This is a genomic window from Wenzhouxiangella psychrophila, from assembly GCF_042310375.1.
Taxonomy (GTDB): Bacteria; Pseudomonadota; Gammaproteobacteria; order Xanthomonadales; family Wenzhouxiangellaceae; genus Wenzhouxiangella.
This window is the reverse complement of the sequence record NZ_JBHJMQ010000006.1, coordinates 161492-178346: the sequence shown is the minus strand read 5'-3', so window position 1 is coordinate 178346 and position 16855 is coordinate 161492. Positions and strand designations below refer to the sequence as shown.

8 protein-coding genes are annotated in these 16855 nt (G+C 59.2%); all 8 read right to left on the bottom strand.

Annotated elements, in window-relative coordinates; genetic code table 11:
- Positions 1 to 190 precede the first annotated feature (190 nt).
- Positions 191 to 3487, bottom strand: a complete 3297-nt coding sequence (locus ACDC66_RS09845; protein WP_376696536.1) for a bifunctional serine/threonine-protein kinase/formylglycine-generating enzyme family protein — start codon at positions 3485 to 3487, stop codon at positions 191 to 193.
- A gap of 24 nt (positions 3488 to 3511) precedes the next feature.
- Positions 3512 to 6748, bottom strand: a complete 3237-nt coding sequence (locus ACDC66_RS09840) for an SUMF1/EgtB/PvdO family nonheme iron enzyme (RefSeq protein ID WP_376696535.1) — start codon at positions 6746 to 6748, stop codon at positions 3512 to 3514.
- A 67-nt stretch (positions 6749 to 6815) separates the two neighbouring features.
- Positions 6816 to 7376 carry an OmpA family protein gene (locus tag ACDC66_RS09835; protein WP_376696534.1) on the bottom strand — a complete coding sequence of 187 codons (561 nt, stop codon included), beginning with the start codon at positions 7374 to 7376 and terminating at the stop codon, positions 6816 to 6818.
- A gap of 6 nt (positions 7377 to 7382) precedes the next feature.
- Positions 7383 to 8288: a hypothetical protein gene (locus ACDC66_RS09830; protein ID WP_376696533.1), complete on the bottom strand. Its 906-nt coding sequence runs from the start codon at positions 8286 to 8288 to the stop codon at positions 7383 to 7385.
- Positions 8289 to 8372: 84 nt separating this feature from the next.
- A complete protein-coding gene (locus ACDC66_RS09825) occupies positions 8373 to 8564 on the bottom strand; it encodes a hypothetical protein (protein WP_376696532.1) in 192 nt (63 codons plus the stop codon).
- Positions 8561 to 10027 (bottom strand): S8 family peptidase, encoded by a 1467-nt coding sequence (locus ACDC66_RS09820; RefSeq protein WP_376696531.1) that lies wholly within the window; start codon positions 10025 to 10027, stop codon positions 8561 to 8563. Before ACDC66_RS09820 ends, ACDC66_RS09825 begins: the two co-directional genes overlap by 4 nt.
- A 194-nt stretch (positions 10028 to 10221) precedes the next feature.
- Positions 10222 to 13371 (bottom strand): SUMF1/EgtB/PvdO family nonheme iron enzyme, encoded by a 3150-nt coding sequence (locus tag ACDC66_RS09815; RefSeq protein WP_376696530.1) that lies wholly within the window; start codon positions 13369 to 13371, stop codon positions 10222 to 10224.
- A 317-nt stretch (positions 13372 to 13688) separates the two neighbouring features.
- Entirely contained in the window at positions 13689 to 16826 is a 3138-nt protein-coding gene (locus ACDC66_RS09810; protein ID WP_376696529.1) for an SUMF1/EgtB/PvdO family nonheme iron enzyme, read from the bottom strand.
- Between the last annotated feature and the right edge of the window lie 29 nt (positions 16827 to 16855).

Sequence of the window (16855 nt, the reverse complement as noted above, 5' to 3'; positions counted from 1 at the left end):
ATCCCTTTGGAAGGCGGGTGCCTGCCGTAAGTTGTGTGTTGTCGGTTTTCGGTTGTCTGCTTTCAGTCGATACTCGGCTCTGCCACCCCCGCTTGCTGTCAACAGACAATCGACAACTGATAACCAAGTTAATACCGCCACCTTGATATGCCTCCGTTGCTTCCCACAGCTGCAGGGAAAAGAGAAAAGTTCATTGCATTACAGACCTGGCTGGACGAAAGCCCGTGCCGTTGCCTCCGGGAACGCGAACGAACCAGTTGCGGTAGGCCGAACGCAGGTTATGACCGAAGTAGGACCAGGAACCACCGCGCACACCCGCAAAGCGGCAATCACCCGACATCCAGGCCGAACCATCGCTTGGGGCACCCCGGTAACTGTCATTCCAGCAGTCCTGGACCCACTCCCAGACGTTGCCATGCATGTCCTGCAATCCGAAGTCATTAGGCGGAAAGCTCCCCACGGCTACCGTTCGCCCTCGATACCGACCCTTGCCGCAGCCCTGTGGTGGGTAGTTGCCATGGAAATTGGCCTGGTCAGTGGTGATGCAGTGGCCCGTATGAAACCGCGTCGCTGTACCCGCGCGCGCTGCGTACTCCCATTCCGCCTCGCTGGGCAACCGGTAGTCCTCGCCCGTCTGGCCGCTCAGCCACCGAACATACTCCTGTGCATCATCCCAGCTCACATTGATAACCGGTCGATCGCCCCTACCCCAACCTTGATCCCCGGGCCGATGATTGCACCCACCAGCTCGAACACAGGCATCCCACTGAGCAAAGGTCACTTCAGTCTTGCCCAGTGCAAACATCGGCACCGTAACGCGGTGTTGCGGACCTTCATTGTTCTGCCGATCTGCTTCACCAGAGGGACTACCCATGCGGAAACTTCCCGCCGGAATGACTACCATCTCCGGACACTCTGCGCAGTCTCGAAAGCTCTCGCCCGGTTTCGGCCCAGGCCATTCGCTGGATGCTTCTAATTGTGCCAATAGTCCCTCGGTCGGTTCACCTGTCTTTTGCTGATCTGTCCAGCGTTCGAAGTGACGAATCGCGCGCTGTGTGTCTTCATTAAGCTGACCATCAACCTCAATCTCCGGCCCAAGCCGCCGAGTCTCGGTCTGGATCTGTGAAATGAATTCCTCACGCGCCTGGGCTGCAGCCTGCGCCTCACGTGCTTCGCTGACGAAGCGTCCATCCGGATATTCATCCAGGTAGGTCTGATACTCCCGGCTGCTGTCGACATTCTGAGCATGGGCCCAGCGACGATCTTCGACTTCACGGGCTTCGGCGATCAATCGCTCAATAGCCGACTGCGCGGATTCGCGATGTTGGCCATCGGGGTATAGGTCCAAGTAGCTCTTGTAGGCCGCCTCCGTGTCCTGTTCCTTCGCCTCAGCCCAGGCTTCATTGGCGGCCTCGCGGTGCGCAGCTAACTCGCGCTGACGCTGCGCTTCGGCTTCGGCCTGGCGTACGGCCGTGATTCTTGCCGCCACATCGTCAACATGCGCACCTTCCGGGAACGCTTCTGCATACTGTCGATAAGCCGCTTCGCTATCCTCATCCCGCGCCGCTTCCCAGGCTTTACGATCACGGACTGCCGCAATTCGGGTATCGAGCTGATCCATGTACCGGCCCTGAGGAAAATCCTTCCGGTACTCGTTGTAGGCTTCTTCAGTGTCTGCATCGCTGGCCTGCGCCCAGGCTTCATCATCACGACGATTGAACTCCTCGATTAGGCTTTCCAGAACCACCTCATCAGGCGTAGCCGTGACCACCAGGCCCTGGGCCTCTTCGAAGTCACGGATGGATTCAGTGGTGCGGGTATCGACTTCGCCGTGCTCAGGGACGCGGTAGCCGAGCCGGTTCAGATAGTCCTGCACTCGGGCGATGGTGTTTTGACCCTGTTCTTTCAGTTGAACTATTCGTTCGCTGGCTGCCTGTTGATGCAGGCCGTTGGGCCACTGGTCTAGGAAGCTTTCGTAAGCATCGATGGTGTCAGCCCCTCGCGCTTCGCCCCAGGCCGCATCTTCCTGCTGTTCGGCCAATTGACGCTTGCGTTCGGCTTCGGCCTCTGCCAGTTGACCCTGGCGCCAATCGTAAACGCCATAGCCAATGCCGCCCAGAACGACTAGCGCGAGAAGAGCTGCTGCGATGGGTTTTAGCGGCAGGCGAAAACGGCTTTTCAGGTTGGCGAAGGTGTCGCCCGAAGATGATGTGGATGATCCGGGCTTGTCTTGTTGATTCAGCTCGGCGACTGCCTCGTCCATCAGCGCCTTGATCTTGTTGCGGTTCCAGCCGACGGCTTCGGCAGCAGTGTCGTACGACGCCAATTGGGTCGTTGTGAGTTCGCGGCCTCGCACTTGCACCTCGCGCTTGAGCGACTGGAACAGTCGGAATTTTGCCTTCAACTCCTTATCCGACTCCGAAACATCCGAAATCAGCTGATCAAGATCAGCGCCATCAAGATCCGCGATCGAGGCCAACGCCGCCAGGCCCGGACGGTCTTCATCACTGACACAGCCCTTGTGGCCAATCACTTCCGCAATCTTCGCCCTGAGCGGCTTCAACTCATCTCGAATCCCGGCCTCGCCTTCCCCTACCCAAGTGCCCGTGTCGCTTTCACCGGTTTGCTCGCCAACCCCGGACTTGGCCGCTTCGAATTGCTCCAGCAGCTCACCAGCATCTTCCGGCCGTTTGTCGCGGTCTTCTTCGAGGGCGGCTAGAATGACATCGTTCATCGCCTTGCCGATCTCCGGCACGGCGACGTTGGGATCAGCAAAGCGCCCGACCGGTAAGCGGCCAGTGAGCATGCGATAGGCCAGGCGGCCGACCGAGTAGACATCGGCACGCGCATCGACATGCTTGGCACTCTCACGTTGCTCCGGGGCCATGTAGTTACGACTACCAAGGCCCAGGTGAGAGACGGTGGAGTGCTGACCATCCGGGGCTTTGGCAATACCGAAGTCGACAATGCGCACATCATCGTCTTCGGTCAACATGATGTTCGAGGGTTTAATATCGCGGTGAATCAATCCGCGGCTGTGGGCAGCCGCCAGGCCCCGCAGCACCTGCTCAAGAATCTCGAGCGCACGCTCCATCGGTAGTGCGCGGGGCCGCTGGCCCTCAGGCAGTTCTTCCAGGGCCTTGACGTCGAACACATCCCGACCCAGCTCGTCGGCCAGCGAGCGGGGCAGATACGGCATGACGTAAAACGGCGAGCCGTCGTCCAGCTCGCCGTATTCCAGCACCTCAACAATGTTTCGCACATTGTGCAACGAAGCAAGGATCTTCGCCTCGGACAAGAATCGCGCCCGAAGGATTTCCAGCCCTTCCTCATCCGAGGAAGTCGCAAATGCGACCAGGTTGTCATCTTTCGGCTTGAAAACTTTGATCGCCACCTGGCGGCCGATCGCGGGATCTTCCCCGAGAAACACCTCACCAAAACCACCACTCCCGAGGCGGCTTAACCCTGTAAAACGTTGCAACTTCATGCAAACCTCACAATGCTCAGACCATCAAAGGGCTCTTGCAACTCGAAAGCCAATGAAGTCATTTCTCGGCCACTTAGCATATAGATGCCTTTTAGCAGACCGAATTTCCCTTCCTGGGTTCTTAAAGGATCCTCCCCGTACGCTTATAGAATAAAGAAAGCTCTTTTCCACTGGTGATCCGTCATCCGGAGCACCCTCATATGTTTTGTGATACGCATCTTCTAGCCACTCCATGACGTTGCCATGCATGTCGTAAAGGCCAAATTCATTTGGTAAAAACGACCCCACGGGGACCGTACTCCTTCTATACTCACCGGAAGGACAACCTTGTGCTGGCTCACTGCCTTTAAAATTTGCCTGATCTGTAGTAATACAATGCCCAGTATGAAAACGAGTCTCAGTGCCAGCCCTTGCCGCATATTCCCATTCCGACTCCGTAGGTAGCCTGTAGTTTTTTCCGGTTTTCTTGCTTATCCATTCAATATATTCTTGAGCATCTCTCCAATTAACTTTTATAACAGGGTGAGCCCCTCGCCCCCATCCTTTGTCATCTGGTTCATGTGAACAGCCCCCGTCCTCGACACACTTATCCCATTCAGAAAAAGTGACCTCTTTCGCGCCAAGAGCAAATCTTTTTATTCTGACCCCATGAACCGGGCTCTCATCATTATCTCGTTCCGGCTCACTCATAGGACTTCCCATCATGAAGCTGCCAGAGGGGATTACAACCATTTCCGGACACTCTTCACAATCTCTGAACATATCCCCAGGCTCCAGAATTGGCCACCGATCCTGTTTTCTTAGAGATGCCAATACAGCTTCCGAGGCAGGAGACGATGCATCCACATCCATTTCCGCAACAAAGGCATTAACGGCATCTCTGGTCCTGGAATCAAGTTCTCCAGTTACTTGAACCTCTCGATCGAGACGTCGAAGCTCCTCCTGGAGGCTCCGGACCAATTCCTCAATTTCTTGGACCCGCTGATTGGCCGCTTCAGCCTGTTGCCCAACAGGCCAGTTCTTCAAATACATCTGATATGAGTCCAATGTATCTTTGGACGCTGCCATCGCCCATGCTTCGGCGTCCTCTTTTTCAAGATCGCCAATTCTGGATTTGGCATCGTCAACAAAGCGCCCCGCAGGATAATTATTTACATATTGATCATATGCGTCGACTGTATTAGTGTCAGTTGCCATGCGCCATGCGTCCTCTTCCTCTTGTCTTTCATTGGCACGACGCCGAGCTTGTTCAGCAGCACGTAGCTCTTCTATTTTTGTGTCGACCTCATCGGCATAGGCACCTTTCGGAAACTCTTCTGCATATCTTCGAAGTGCGGATTCGGTGTTTTCAGATAATGCTGCTTCCCAGGCGACTTGATCTTTTACTTCAGCCACCCGCATTTCAATTTGATCTACATAGCGACCTTGCGGAAATTCTTTTCCATATTGCCGAATCGCAACTTCAGACCCCTCTTCGCTTGCCATTTTCCAAGCTTCATCATCGCGACGGCTATATTCCTCAATCAAACTGTCAAGTACGACATCGTCAGCCGTGCCGGTCACCACTAAACCCTGAGCCTCTTCGAAGTCGCGGATGGATTCGATTGTGCGCGTACCCGCCTCCCCGCCTTCGGGTACGCGATAGCCGAGTCGGTTTAGGTAGTCTTGAATCCGGACCACGATATTTTTACCCTGCTCTTCCAATTGCGTGATGCGGTCCCTAGCGGCCTGTTGGTACAGGCCATCTGGCCACTGGCCCAGGAACTTTTCGTAACTCTCCAGGGTGTCGGTGCTGCGGGCCTCTTCCCAAGCAGCGTCCTCTTGCTGTTCTGCTAGTTGCCGCTGGCGTTCGGCTTCTGCTTCCGCAAGTTGCCCCTGGCGCCATTCGTAAACGCCGTAGCCGATGCCAGCCAGAACAACCAAGGCGACGAGGGCAGCAGCAATGGGTTTGAGCGGCAGGCGGAAGCGGCTTTTCAGGTTCGCGAAAGTGTCGCCTGAGGATGATGTTGGTGATCCGGGCTTCTCCTGCCGCCTCAGTTCAGCCACAGTCTCATCCATCAGCGTCTTGATCTTGCTGCGGTCCCAGCCAACCGCCTCAGCAGCGGTGCCCAGACTTGCCAGCGCACGTTGATCCAATGGGCCACCCACGGCCCGGACGCGGGTGGCGATGCTGCGGGCCAGTCGCTGCTTGGCTCCCAACGTTTTGTCTTCCTTGACGACCTCCCCAATCATTTTGTCCAGATCGTTCTCGCCAAGATCGGCAATGGCGGCCAGGGCGACCAGGCCTTCCTTCTCATGGGATGGAATGCGGCCATTGGCGGCGATGACTTCGGCAATCTTTGCCCTCAGTGGCTTCAACTCATCCCGAATACCAGCCTCGCCTTCCCCTACCCAAGTGCCCGTGTCGCTTTCACCGGTTTGCTCGCCAACCCCGGACTTGGCCGCTTCGAACTGCTCCAGCAGCTCACCAGCATCTTCCGGCCGCTTTTCGCGGTCTTCTTCGAGGGCGGCTAGAATGACATCGTTCATCGCCTTGCCGATCTCCGGCACGGCGACGTTGGGATCAGCAAAGCGCCCGACCGGTAAGCGGCCAGTGAGCATGCGATAGGCCAGGCGGCCAACCGAATAGACGTCGGCCCGAGCATCAACATGCTTGGCACTTTCCCTTTGCTCGGGGGCCATGTAGTTGCGGCTGCCCAGCCCCAAATGTGAAACGGTCGAGTGCTGTCCGTCGGGGGCTTTTGCAATGCCAAAGTCAACGATGCGCACGTCGTCGTCCTCTGTGAGCATTATGTTCGAAGGCTTGATATCACGGTGAATCAATCCGCGGCTGTGGGCAGCAGCAAGGCCCCGCAGCACCTGCTCAAGAATCTCGAGCGCATGCTCCATCGGTAGTGCGCGGGGTCGCTGATCGTCAGGCAACTCTTCCAGCGCTTTGACATCGAACACATCCCGACCCAACTGGTCGGCCAGCGAGCGCGGCAGATACGGCATGACGTAATACGGCGAGCCGTCGTCCAGCTCGCCGTATTCCAATACATTGACTACATGCATTGTGTTTTCCAGCGAAGCCAGAATCTTGGCTTCGCTCAAGAACCGCGCCCGCAATATCTCAAGCCCCTCTTCATCAGACGATGTAGCAAACGCAATCAGGTTCTCATCCTTGGGCTTGAAGAGCTTGATCGCCACCTGACGACCAATGGCCGGGTCTTCCCCGAGAAACACCTCGCCGAAACCACCTCCTCCAAGGCGTTTCAGCACTCGATACTTTCCAACTTGTTGCATGTTTTCCCCTGAGTTGCTCTCCCTGCCCAACCGGACAGGCCATTCACCAATCGATCTGGTCGCTCTCTTTTTGCTTTTCCTCTTCTGGTTCGGCGAGTGCATCTTGCCGGTCTTCAGTCCACACCGCTATTTCTACCCGCCGGTGTTCAGCCGCATCTTCCGGCAGTCCATCGATAAGTTCAGTTTCTCCCTTGCCCTCGGCAAGCAGTCGGTCCGCATCGATCCCGTAGTTTTCGATCAGCGCCGTACGCACGGCGCGGGCGCGGCGTTCGGATAGTGCACGGTTGTATTCGGCATCGCCGACGGCATCGGTATGCCCAATGATGCGGAAGCGGTAGGGTGCCAACCGCTCGCCATTCATGGCTCGGCCGAGGATGTCGATCTGTTCCAGGCCGTCTGGCAGGAGTTCGGCCGAATCGAATGCGAATGCGATGTTCAGGTCGATGGAGCGACGCACGCCGTCGTGGTTTTCGATAAATTCCAGCGGGTCGAGCTCGGCTTCGATTTCGGCCAGGCTACGGGTGCCCTTACCCGACTGGGCGAATGCGATCCCGGCAGCGAGGGCTGCCGGGATCAGCAAGGCGATGATGAGCAGGCGATGCATGGCTGCCTACCAATCGTCGTTCGGATCAGGGCGTTGCCGCTCGCCGCGCAGGGTGACCTTGCGTACCGTAAAATTGCTACCGGAGAATGTCACGACCCCACGCAGGCCGGTTTCCTGCAGCATGCGCTGGAGGTTGCGGTTGAGCCGTGCCGCTTCGATCTGGGATTCGTACCAAAGCTCCTGGCGACGCGCGCCGGAGTAGGTTGGGCGATGGTCACGGTAGCCGGAGAAAATCACCAGGTATTCCTCAAAGGTCATTATTTCTTCAGGCGTGAAGCCGTCGAAGACCAGCGTGTAGGCGTTCTCGATGCCACCGCCCGGTGCCTGGCCACCGCCGTCGACCATCCAGGCCAGTTTTTCGGTCAGCACCGCGCCGACATCGTTGGCCAGGATGCGCGCATAGCCGCCGACCGTCTCCAGGATACATTCGCGCGAGCAGTTGGGCTCGGCGTTCCATTCCCTGGGGCTGGGCAGCTCGAAATTGCCGAGGCGCTGTCCGGTGCGCACGTTCAGCAGGCGACCTTCAACTCGCGTGCGTACCTTGGTGGTGTAGTCCACGTCCTTGGCACTGGCGTAAATCGAGAACATCACGACGACATCAATCGGAGGCTGGTCGATGCTGCGTGCAATGTCGATCAGCTCAGCATCGGAGCGCCGGACGCGACCTTGTGCGAAGTCATCCAGACTCACGGCGGTTTCGTCGTAGACCTTGAAGCCTTCATCATGCAACTGGTTGGACAAGGCGTTGAGGACGCGGCGGAATACCCGGCTGTCGCGCGGCACGGTATCCTCGTCATAGTCCTCGCCCATGATGAGCAGGTTGGGGTCGTTCGAGGCCAGCACCGGCTGGTTCGAGCAGGCGGTCAAAAAGACCACCAGTAGCGGGATCATAAAAAGTTTGTAGCCATTCATTTTCATTTCTCCTGTCATTAAAGCCGAAAATCTCTCGGTTGCTTCGGTTATGTACGGATCAGTATGAAATTTCTGGTCCGTTGATCATTCGCCTTGCTCATCCTCCCGGCACGGCGGTTCGCGCTCTACGATCACGCCACCGATGTTTTCGCGACATAGCGGCATATCGCGGTCCGGATCGGGTTCTGGCGTGGGGTGATGTGGCGTACCTGCACAGCCAGTCAGGGTTGCCGCCAGGATGATGAGGCTTGCGTTAAGTAGCAGATGATTTTTCATGATGAATCTCCCTTGCGGCACGGGGGGTCGCGTTCGATCAGTATGCCGTCGATGCGTTCCTTGCACAGCGGCAAATCCAGGTCGGGTTCGGGTTGCGGCTCAGGTTCAGGTGCAGGTTCCGGGGCCGGTTCAGGTTCGGGCGGAGGCTCCGGCGCGGGTGGGGGACGCAGGTTGGCCTCCAGCCAGGAAAGTGCCGCGACCAGATCCAGGCGTGCGCTGGCGTGCCCGTTTCTGGGATCGCGATAGGTGGTGTCGTTTTCGGTCAGCGCGCGCACGATGTCGTCGGCCGAGGCATCAGGATAGGCCGAACGCAGGCTGGCCACGGCACCGGCGACATGGGGTGCGGCCATAGAGGTGCCGGACAGGCGAGCATAACTGCCGCCTGGCACAGATGAATTGATATCGCCACCCGGGGCGACGATATCCAGAATGGGTCCACTGTTGGAGAATCCTGAGATACGCCCATTCTTTTCCAGCGAACCAACCGCAAGCGCATGCGAAACGCAGGCTGGGGAACTGATGCCGTCGGTGCGCGATTCGTTGCCGCTGGCCACGACGACCACAATACCGGCCTGGTGCAACATCTCGAAAATTTCGGCATAAACACTGTCATCATCGCAGTGGTGTTCGTGCCGGGTATTACTGCCCAGGCTAAGGTTGACCGCCGCGATGTTGTGGCGTTCGCGTTGGCCATAAAGCCAGTCCAGTGCTGCAATGATGTCGGAATCCGCTGCGCCGATCCGGTTTTCGATGCGCGAAAAAACCTGCAGGCTCAGCAGCGAGGCCCCGGGCGCCACGCCGCTGAATTCGTTGTTGGCCCCGCCGGCAATACCGGCGACATGGCTGCCATGGCGGGCCAACGCACCGCCGGCTTGCGGGCCGAAATCACGTCGTTCGCCGTTCGGGCAGCTTTTCGTCACGGAAAAACAGGCCCCGCCCACCAGCCTGGCCTGAACAAACGGATGCTCCAGATCCACCCCGGTATCAACCACGGCCACGGTCTGCTCAGCACCGTTGGCGGCGCGGGCCAGGGCCTCGGCCAGCCCGACCATGCGCGTGCTTTCTTCGAGGTGGGTCTGATTCCATTGGTTGGCATACAGTTTTTCAACGTGACGCGATTGCAGTAATCGTCGCGCCTCATCGCGGTTGATTTCGGCCGCCATAGCCGGGATATGTTCGTAACGCACCAAGTCATTGAAATTGCGCCAGCCCATCTCACTGGCCAGCTCGCGCTGGACACGGTCGATATAGTTGTTCAGGTTTTCCCACTCACCACGCTGCGAGGCCGCCCGCGCCGCATGCGGCAGACGCAGCCCGATAATCACTGACAGCTCACCTTCGGTAGCCGCCATCTCTTGACGAATATCGGCGCGCTCGATATCGGCGAGCGAACGAATGGCCTGCCCGTTAGCCACTATGGGCAGGAACAAGAGCAACAGCGTTATGAGTTTGATCTGTTTCATATCTGCCTTCTTTGTTCCGTGGCGCCTGGTTTAATCATGTGTAGGTCACACCTCAAATTTCGATTACGTGAGACTCAAATGGTCTTTTCGCCTCATTCGATAGCCGCACCAACTACCGACAACTGATTCAAGGGAGACTCCGCCCCCATACCCCCGTTCGCCTACGCCGAACCCAAAAGGCAAAATCACAAAGCTCAAAGCGCTACGGATCTGGCTGGACGGAAGCCCGTGAAGACGTTACGGCCGACGCGATCAAACCTGTTGCGGGAGGCCGAACGCAGGTACTGATCGCCGTTGAGCCAGGAACCGCCGCGAAGCACCGCACGGCCGCAATCACCCGACATCCAGGCCGATCCATCGCTTGGTGCGCCCCGGTAACTTTCGTTCCAGCAATCCTGAGCCCATTCCCAGACATTGCCCGTCATGTCGTATAGCCCGAAACCGTTCTTGCGGTAGCTGCCAACCGGGGCCGTGAACACCTGATTGTCGGTACAATCAACTGTTTTCAATCTCATTATGGTAGTCGTATAGCTACCGTCGGTCGACGCTTCAGTTGTCCGACTCGAAAAGCGATCGGCTACCGACTGATCAGCAACATTGCCATGGCTGCATGCGCCGTCGGTACTGCTGCCCCATGGAAAAGCCATCGTGCTGCGAGCCCGCCGTACATATTCCTGCTCGGTTTCGCTGGGCAGGCGATAGTCCTCGCCGGTTTGCTCGCTCATCCACCGTACATACGATTGGGCGTCGTTCCAACTGACACATACTACTGGGTGCTCATCGCCCTGGCGAAAGCCCATATCGCGCCAGCTTGTCCCCGCAATCCAGTCAAATTCCGTGCCGCCTTTGTAAGCTACACAGCCATCATTGCCGCCAGCGTTCTTCTCGGCATCGGTGCGGTAACCCGTCGCCTCGACAAACCGGCGGAATTCGCCTACGGTCACTTCGGTGGTCGCCAGCGCGAAGGCCGGGATCGATACGTTGTGCTGCGGGCCTTCATTGTCCTGCCGATCGGCTTCGCCCGAGGGACTGCCCATGCGGAAACTTCCCGCCGGAATCACCACCATCTCCGGGCAATCCGGGCACTCCTGGAAGGCCTCGCCGGGCTGCGGAGCCGGCCAGCGGTCGGTGGCTTCTATGGCAGCCAGAAGAGATTCACTCGGCTCACCGGACTCGGTTCTATCCGTGGCCCGTTCGAAGGCGCGGATCTGGACTGTGGTGCCCTGGCCGGCGACGCCATCGACCGTAACCTCGCGACCGAGACGCTTCAGTTCAGTCTGAATATTTGCGACCAGTTCGCGCCGACGCGCCTCGGCCTGGACCCGCGCAATGGCTCCTTCAACCTCGTCGATGAATTCGCCTTTCGGGAATGCTTCCGCGTACTGCCGATAGGCTGATTCCGTATCCACCTCCCGGGCCGCGGCCCAAGCCTCGCGGTCGCGGGTCGCGGCGATACGCTCATCGACCTGGTCGATGTAACGGCCGCTGGGGAAATCCTGCTGATATTGGCGGTAGGCCGACGCACTGTCTTGTTCGCCGGCTTGCGCCCAGGCTTCGTCGTCGCGGCGGTTGTATTCCTCCGTCAGACTCTCCAGCACTACTTCGTCGGCCGTGCCCGTGACTACCAGGCCCTGGGCCTGTTCGAAATCACGGATGGATTCGGTGGTGCGGGTATCGACTTCGCCGTGCTCGGGCACACGGTAGCCCAGGCGGTTGAGATAGTCCTGTACCCGGGCGACGGTGTTCTGGCCGCTCTCTTCCAGTTGCGCGATGCGCTCGTTGGCCGCTTGCTGATGTAATCCATCTGGCCACTGGCCCAGGAAGCTTTCGTAGGCGTCGATGGTGTCGGCCCCTCGAGCTTCACCCCAGGCCGCGTCCTCTTGCTGCTCGGTCAGTTGCCGCTGGCGTTCGGCTTCGGCCTCAGCCAGTTGACCCTGGCGCCAGTCGTAAACGCCGTAGCCGAGGCCGCCAAGGACGACCAGTGCGACAAGAGCCGCGGCGATGGATTTGAGTGGCAGGCGAAAGCGACTTTTCACGTTGGCGAAGGTGTCGCCTGGGGATGACGACGATGATCCGGGCTTGTCTTGTTGATTCAGCTCGGCCACCGCCTCATCCATCAATGCCTTAATCTTGTTGCGGTCCCAGCCTACGGCTTCGGCAGCCTCGGCAAAGCCTGCCTGAACGGTTTCGCTCAACGGTCCCTGACGGGCCTTGACACGGCTGCGGATGGCCAGCGCCAGGCGGCGTTTGGCCGACAATTCCTTGTCGTTCTTGACAATGTCCTCGATCAACCGCTCCAGGTCGGTCTCATCAAGCTCGGCAATGGCGGCCAGTGCCATCAAGGATTCCCGGGCCTCGTGGTCGAGTACGCCAGACTCCCCGACACGTTCGGCGATCTTGGCCCGGAGTGGCTTCAGTTCATCGCGAATGCCGGCTTCGCCTTCGCCCACCCAGGTGCCGGTATCGCTCTCACCGGGCTGTTCACCAACACCGCGCTTGGCAGCTTCGAAGCGTTGCAATAACTCGCCGGCATGCGCGGGGCGTTTTTCGCGATCCTCCTCAAGTGCCGCGAGGATGACGTCGTTCATCGCCTTGCCGATGGCGGGCACGGCCACATTGGGGTCGGCGAAGCGGCCCACCGGCAACCGACCGGTCAACATGCGGTAGGCCAGTCGTCCTATGGAATAGACGTCCGCTCGGGCATCGACATGCTTGGCCGACTCGCGCTGCTCCGGGGCCATGTAGTTGCGGCTGCCCAGGCCCAGATGCGAGACCGTCGAGTGCTGGCCATCGGGCGCTTTGGCGATGCCGAAGTCGACGATGCGAACGTCGTCGTCCTCGGTCAGCATGATATTCGAGGGCTTGATGTCGCGATGGATCAGCCCGCGGTCATGCGCAGCGGCCAGCCCGTGTAGCACCTGCTCCAGAATCTCCAGCGATAGGTCCATCGGCAGGGCGCGCGGTCGCTGTTGTTCAGGCAGTTCTTCCAGCGCCTTGACATCGAATACATCCCGACCCAGCTCATCGGACAGCGAACGGGGAAGATAGGGCATGACGTAGTACGGTGCGCCATCGTCCAGCTCGCCATATTCCAGTACTTCGACAATGTGGCGCACATTGTGAAGCGAAGCGAGAATCTTGGCCTCCGACAGGAATCGAGCTCGAAGAATCTCCAGCCCTTCCTCGTCCGACGAAGTCGCAAACGCGATCAGATTCTCGTCTTTGGGCTTGAACACCTTGATCGCAACCTGGCGTCCGATCGCAGGATCCTCACCGAGGAACACCTCCCCGAAACCGCCTCCGCCGAGGCGTTTGAGTATCTTGTAGCGACCGATCTGGTTCATATCATCAACATAAATCAACTTTATTCACAACCGCGTGCACTCTCGGCAATTTCATGCTTGCACCGGCTCCGGCCGAAAAGCATCGCGATTGCATTGGTGTAATTGATAGACGCGTGTTTGCCGGGCGCTGGTCGTGACGCCGGAGGCGCGTGCGGATACGACAGACTGACCAGGTTCGGCGCGTCGCGGCACGGTTGGCTTCATTGCTGTTTGTCATGACCTGCCCTCGCAATCACTGAAAACCGAAAAAACGTCGATGGGGGCTGCGCCCCCATACCCCCTTTGAAACCCAAAAACAAAGGGTAAAAGCATAAAGTTCAAAGCGCTACGGACCTGGCCGGCCGGAAGCCCGTGACGTCGTACCGGAAGACGCGGGTGACCCAGTTGCGTTTGGCCGAACGCAGGCCCAGGCCGCCGTTGCCCCAGGAACCACCGCGCAAAACCGCACGGCCGCAGTCGCCTGACATCCAGGCCGCGCCATCGCTCGGCGCGCCCCGATAACTTTCGTTCCAGCAATCCTGAGCCCACTCCAAAGCATTGCCCGTCATGTCGAACAGACCAAAACCGTTCTTGCGATAGCTCCCAACGGGGGCGGTCAACACCTGATTGTCGGTGCAAGACACCGCAATGGACGAGAAAGCAGACAACGTGCTGCTGGTGGCCGTCTGGTCCAGCACATTCCCATGGCTGCACGCCCCTCCGGCATTGCTGCCCCAGGGAAAGGCGGTCGTGCTGCTAGCGCGCAGGGCGTATTCCTGTTCGGCCTCGCTGGGCAGGCGATAGTCCTCGCCAGTCTGCTCGCTCAACCAGCGCACATATGCCTGCGCGTCGTTCCAGCTGATGCAAGTGACCGGATGATCGTTGCCCTGGCTGAATCCGGGATCGCGCCAGCTCGTCCCCGCTTTGTAGCCAGCCGTGTCGCCCTTGTAAGCAAAACAGCCATCATCGCCGCCAGCGCTCTTCTCGGCATCGGTTCGGTAGTCCGTCACCTCAACAAATCGGCGGAACTCGCCTACGGTCACTTCGGTGGTCGCCAGTGCGAAAGCCGGGATCGATACGTTGTGCTGCGGGCCTTCATCGTTGTCCCGATCCGCTTCGCCCGAGGGACTGCCCATGCGAAAACTTCCCGCCGGAATCACCACCATTTCCGGGCAATCCGTGCAGTCCTGGAAGGTCTCACCGGCCTCCAGTCCCGGCCAGCGGTCGGTAACTTCCAGCGCCGCCAGCAGGGATTGACTGGGCTCGCCGGACTCGGTTCGATCCGTGGCGCGCTCGAAGGCGCGGATCTGGTCTGTGGTGCCCTGGCCGGCGACACCATCGACGGTGACATCACGCCCTAGCCGCTTCAGCTCGGTCTGGATGCCAGTGATCAGCTCGCGCCGGTGCTCGGCTGCCTCGACTTCTTCGCGCTGGCGATGGGCCTCAACCTGGACCCGTGCAATTTCGCCTTCAACCTCGTCGATGAATTCGCCTTGCGGGAAGGCTTCGGCGTACTGTCGATAAGCCTGTTCGGTATCCGCGCCCCGCGCCGTGGCCCAGGCTTCGCGGTCGCGCGCGGCGGCAATGCGGTCATCGACCTGATCGATGTAACGGCCGCTGGGGAAATCCTGCTGGTATTGCTCGTAGGCCGATGCACTGTCTTGTTCGCCGGCTTGCGTCCAGGCTGCGTCGTCGCGGCGGTTGTATTCTTCGGTCAGACTCTTCAGCACCACCTCGTCGGCCGTACCCGTCACGACAAGGCCCTGGGCCTGTTCAAAGTCGCGGATGGATTCGGTGGTGCGGGTATCGACTTCGCCGTCATTGGGCACGCGGTAGCCCAAGCGGTTGAGGTAATCCTGCACTCGCGCCACGGTGTTCTGGCCCTTTGTTTCCAGTTGCGCGATGCGTTCGCTCGCTGCCTGTTGGTGAAGACCGTCAGGCCACTGGTTGAGGAACTCCTCGTAAGCTTCGAAAGTGTCGGCGCTGCGGGCCTCTTCCCAAGCCGCGTCCTCTTGCTGCTCGGTCAGTTGCCGCTGGCGTTCGGCTTCGGCCTTGGCCAGTTGACCCTGGCGCCAATCGTAAACGCCGTAGCCGCTGCCAGCCAGAACGACCAAGGCGACGAGAACCGCAGCAATGGGTTTGAGCGGCAGGCGAAAGCGGCTTTTCAGGTTGGCGAAGGTGTCGCCCGAGGTTGATGTCGATGATCCGGGCGTGTCTTTTTGATTCAGCTCGGCGACAGCTTCGCCTATCAGCGCCTTGATCTTTTTGCGATCCCAGCCGACAGCTTCGGCAGCGGTGTCCAGGGTTTCCAGTGCACGCTGGTCCAGCGGGCCGCCGACGGCCCGTACGCGGGTGGCGATGCTGCGGGCCAGTCGCTGCTTGGCCGCCAGCGTCTTGTCTTCCTTGGCGACCTGCTCGATCAAGTTGTCCAGATCGCTCTCGTCAAGATCGGCAATGGCAGCCAGGGCGACCAGGCCTTCCTTTTCATGTGGCGGAATGCGGCCGTTGGCGGCGATGACTTCGACAATCTTCGTCCTGAGCGGCTTCAGCTCGTCGCGACTACCGGCCTCACCTTCCCCCACCCAAGTGCCGGTATCACTTTCACCGGTTTCCTGGCCGACCGCCTGACGTGCCTTGCGAAAGCGCTCCAGGGCCTCGGCGGCATCTTTCGGGCGCTCGTCCTTATCAACATCCATCATCGCCAGCAGCAGATCGTTCATCGGCTTGCCCAGAGCCGGCACGGCCACATTCGGGTCAGCGAAGCGGCCGATGGGCAGTTTGCCGGTCAGCATTCGGTAGGCGAGCACGCCGAGGGAGTAAACATCAGCTCTTGCATCAACGTGTTTGGCGCTCTCGCGCTGTTCCGGCGCCATGTAGTTGCGGCTACCGAGGCCCAGGTGAGATACCGTCGAGTGCTGGCCGTCCGGCGCCTTGGCAATGCCAAAATCCACAATCCGGATCTGGCCGGACTCGGAAAACATCAGGTTAGACGGCTTGATGTCGCGGTGGATCAGGCCCTTGCCGTGGGCGGCCGCCAGGCCGGTCAGAATCTGCTCGAGGATTTCGAGACTGCGCTCCAGTGACAAGGCGCGAGGGCGCTGGTCATCAGGCAGTTCTTCGAGCGCGTTGACGTCGAACACATCCTTGCCCAGTTCGTCGGCCAGCGCGTTGGGCAGGTACGGCATGACGTAATACGGCGAGCCATCATCGAGCTCGCCGTATTCATGGACGGTCACAATGTTGATCTCGTCTTCGAGGGAAGCCAGAATCTTCGCCTCGGACAGGAAGCGCGCCCGCAGGATCTCCAGGCCTTCCTCGTCCGAACTGGTCGCAAACGCGATCAGGTTCTCGTCCTTCGGCTTGAACACCTTGATCGCGACCTGGCGTCCGATCGCCGGGTCCTCTCCGAGAAAGACCTCCCCGAAACCGCCGCCGCCGAGGCGCTTGCGAATCGTGTAGCGGCCAATCCGGTTCATCGGTTTCCCCTCTTGATGTCCAAACGATC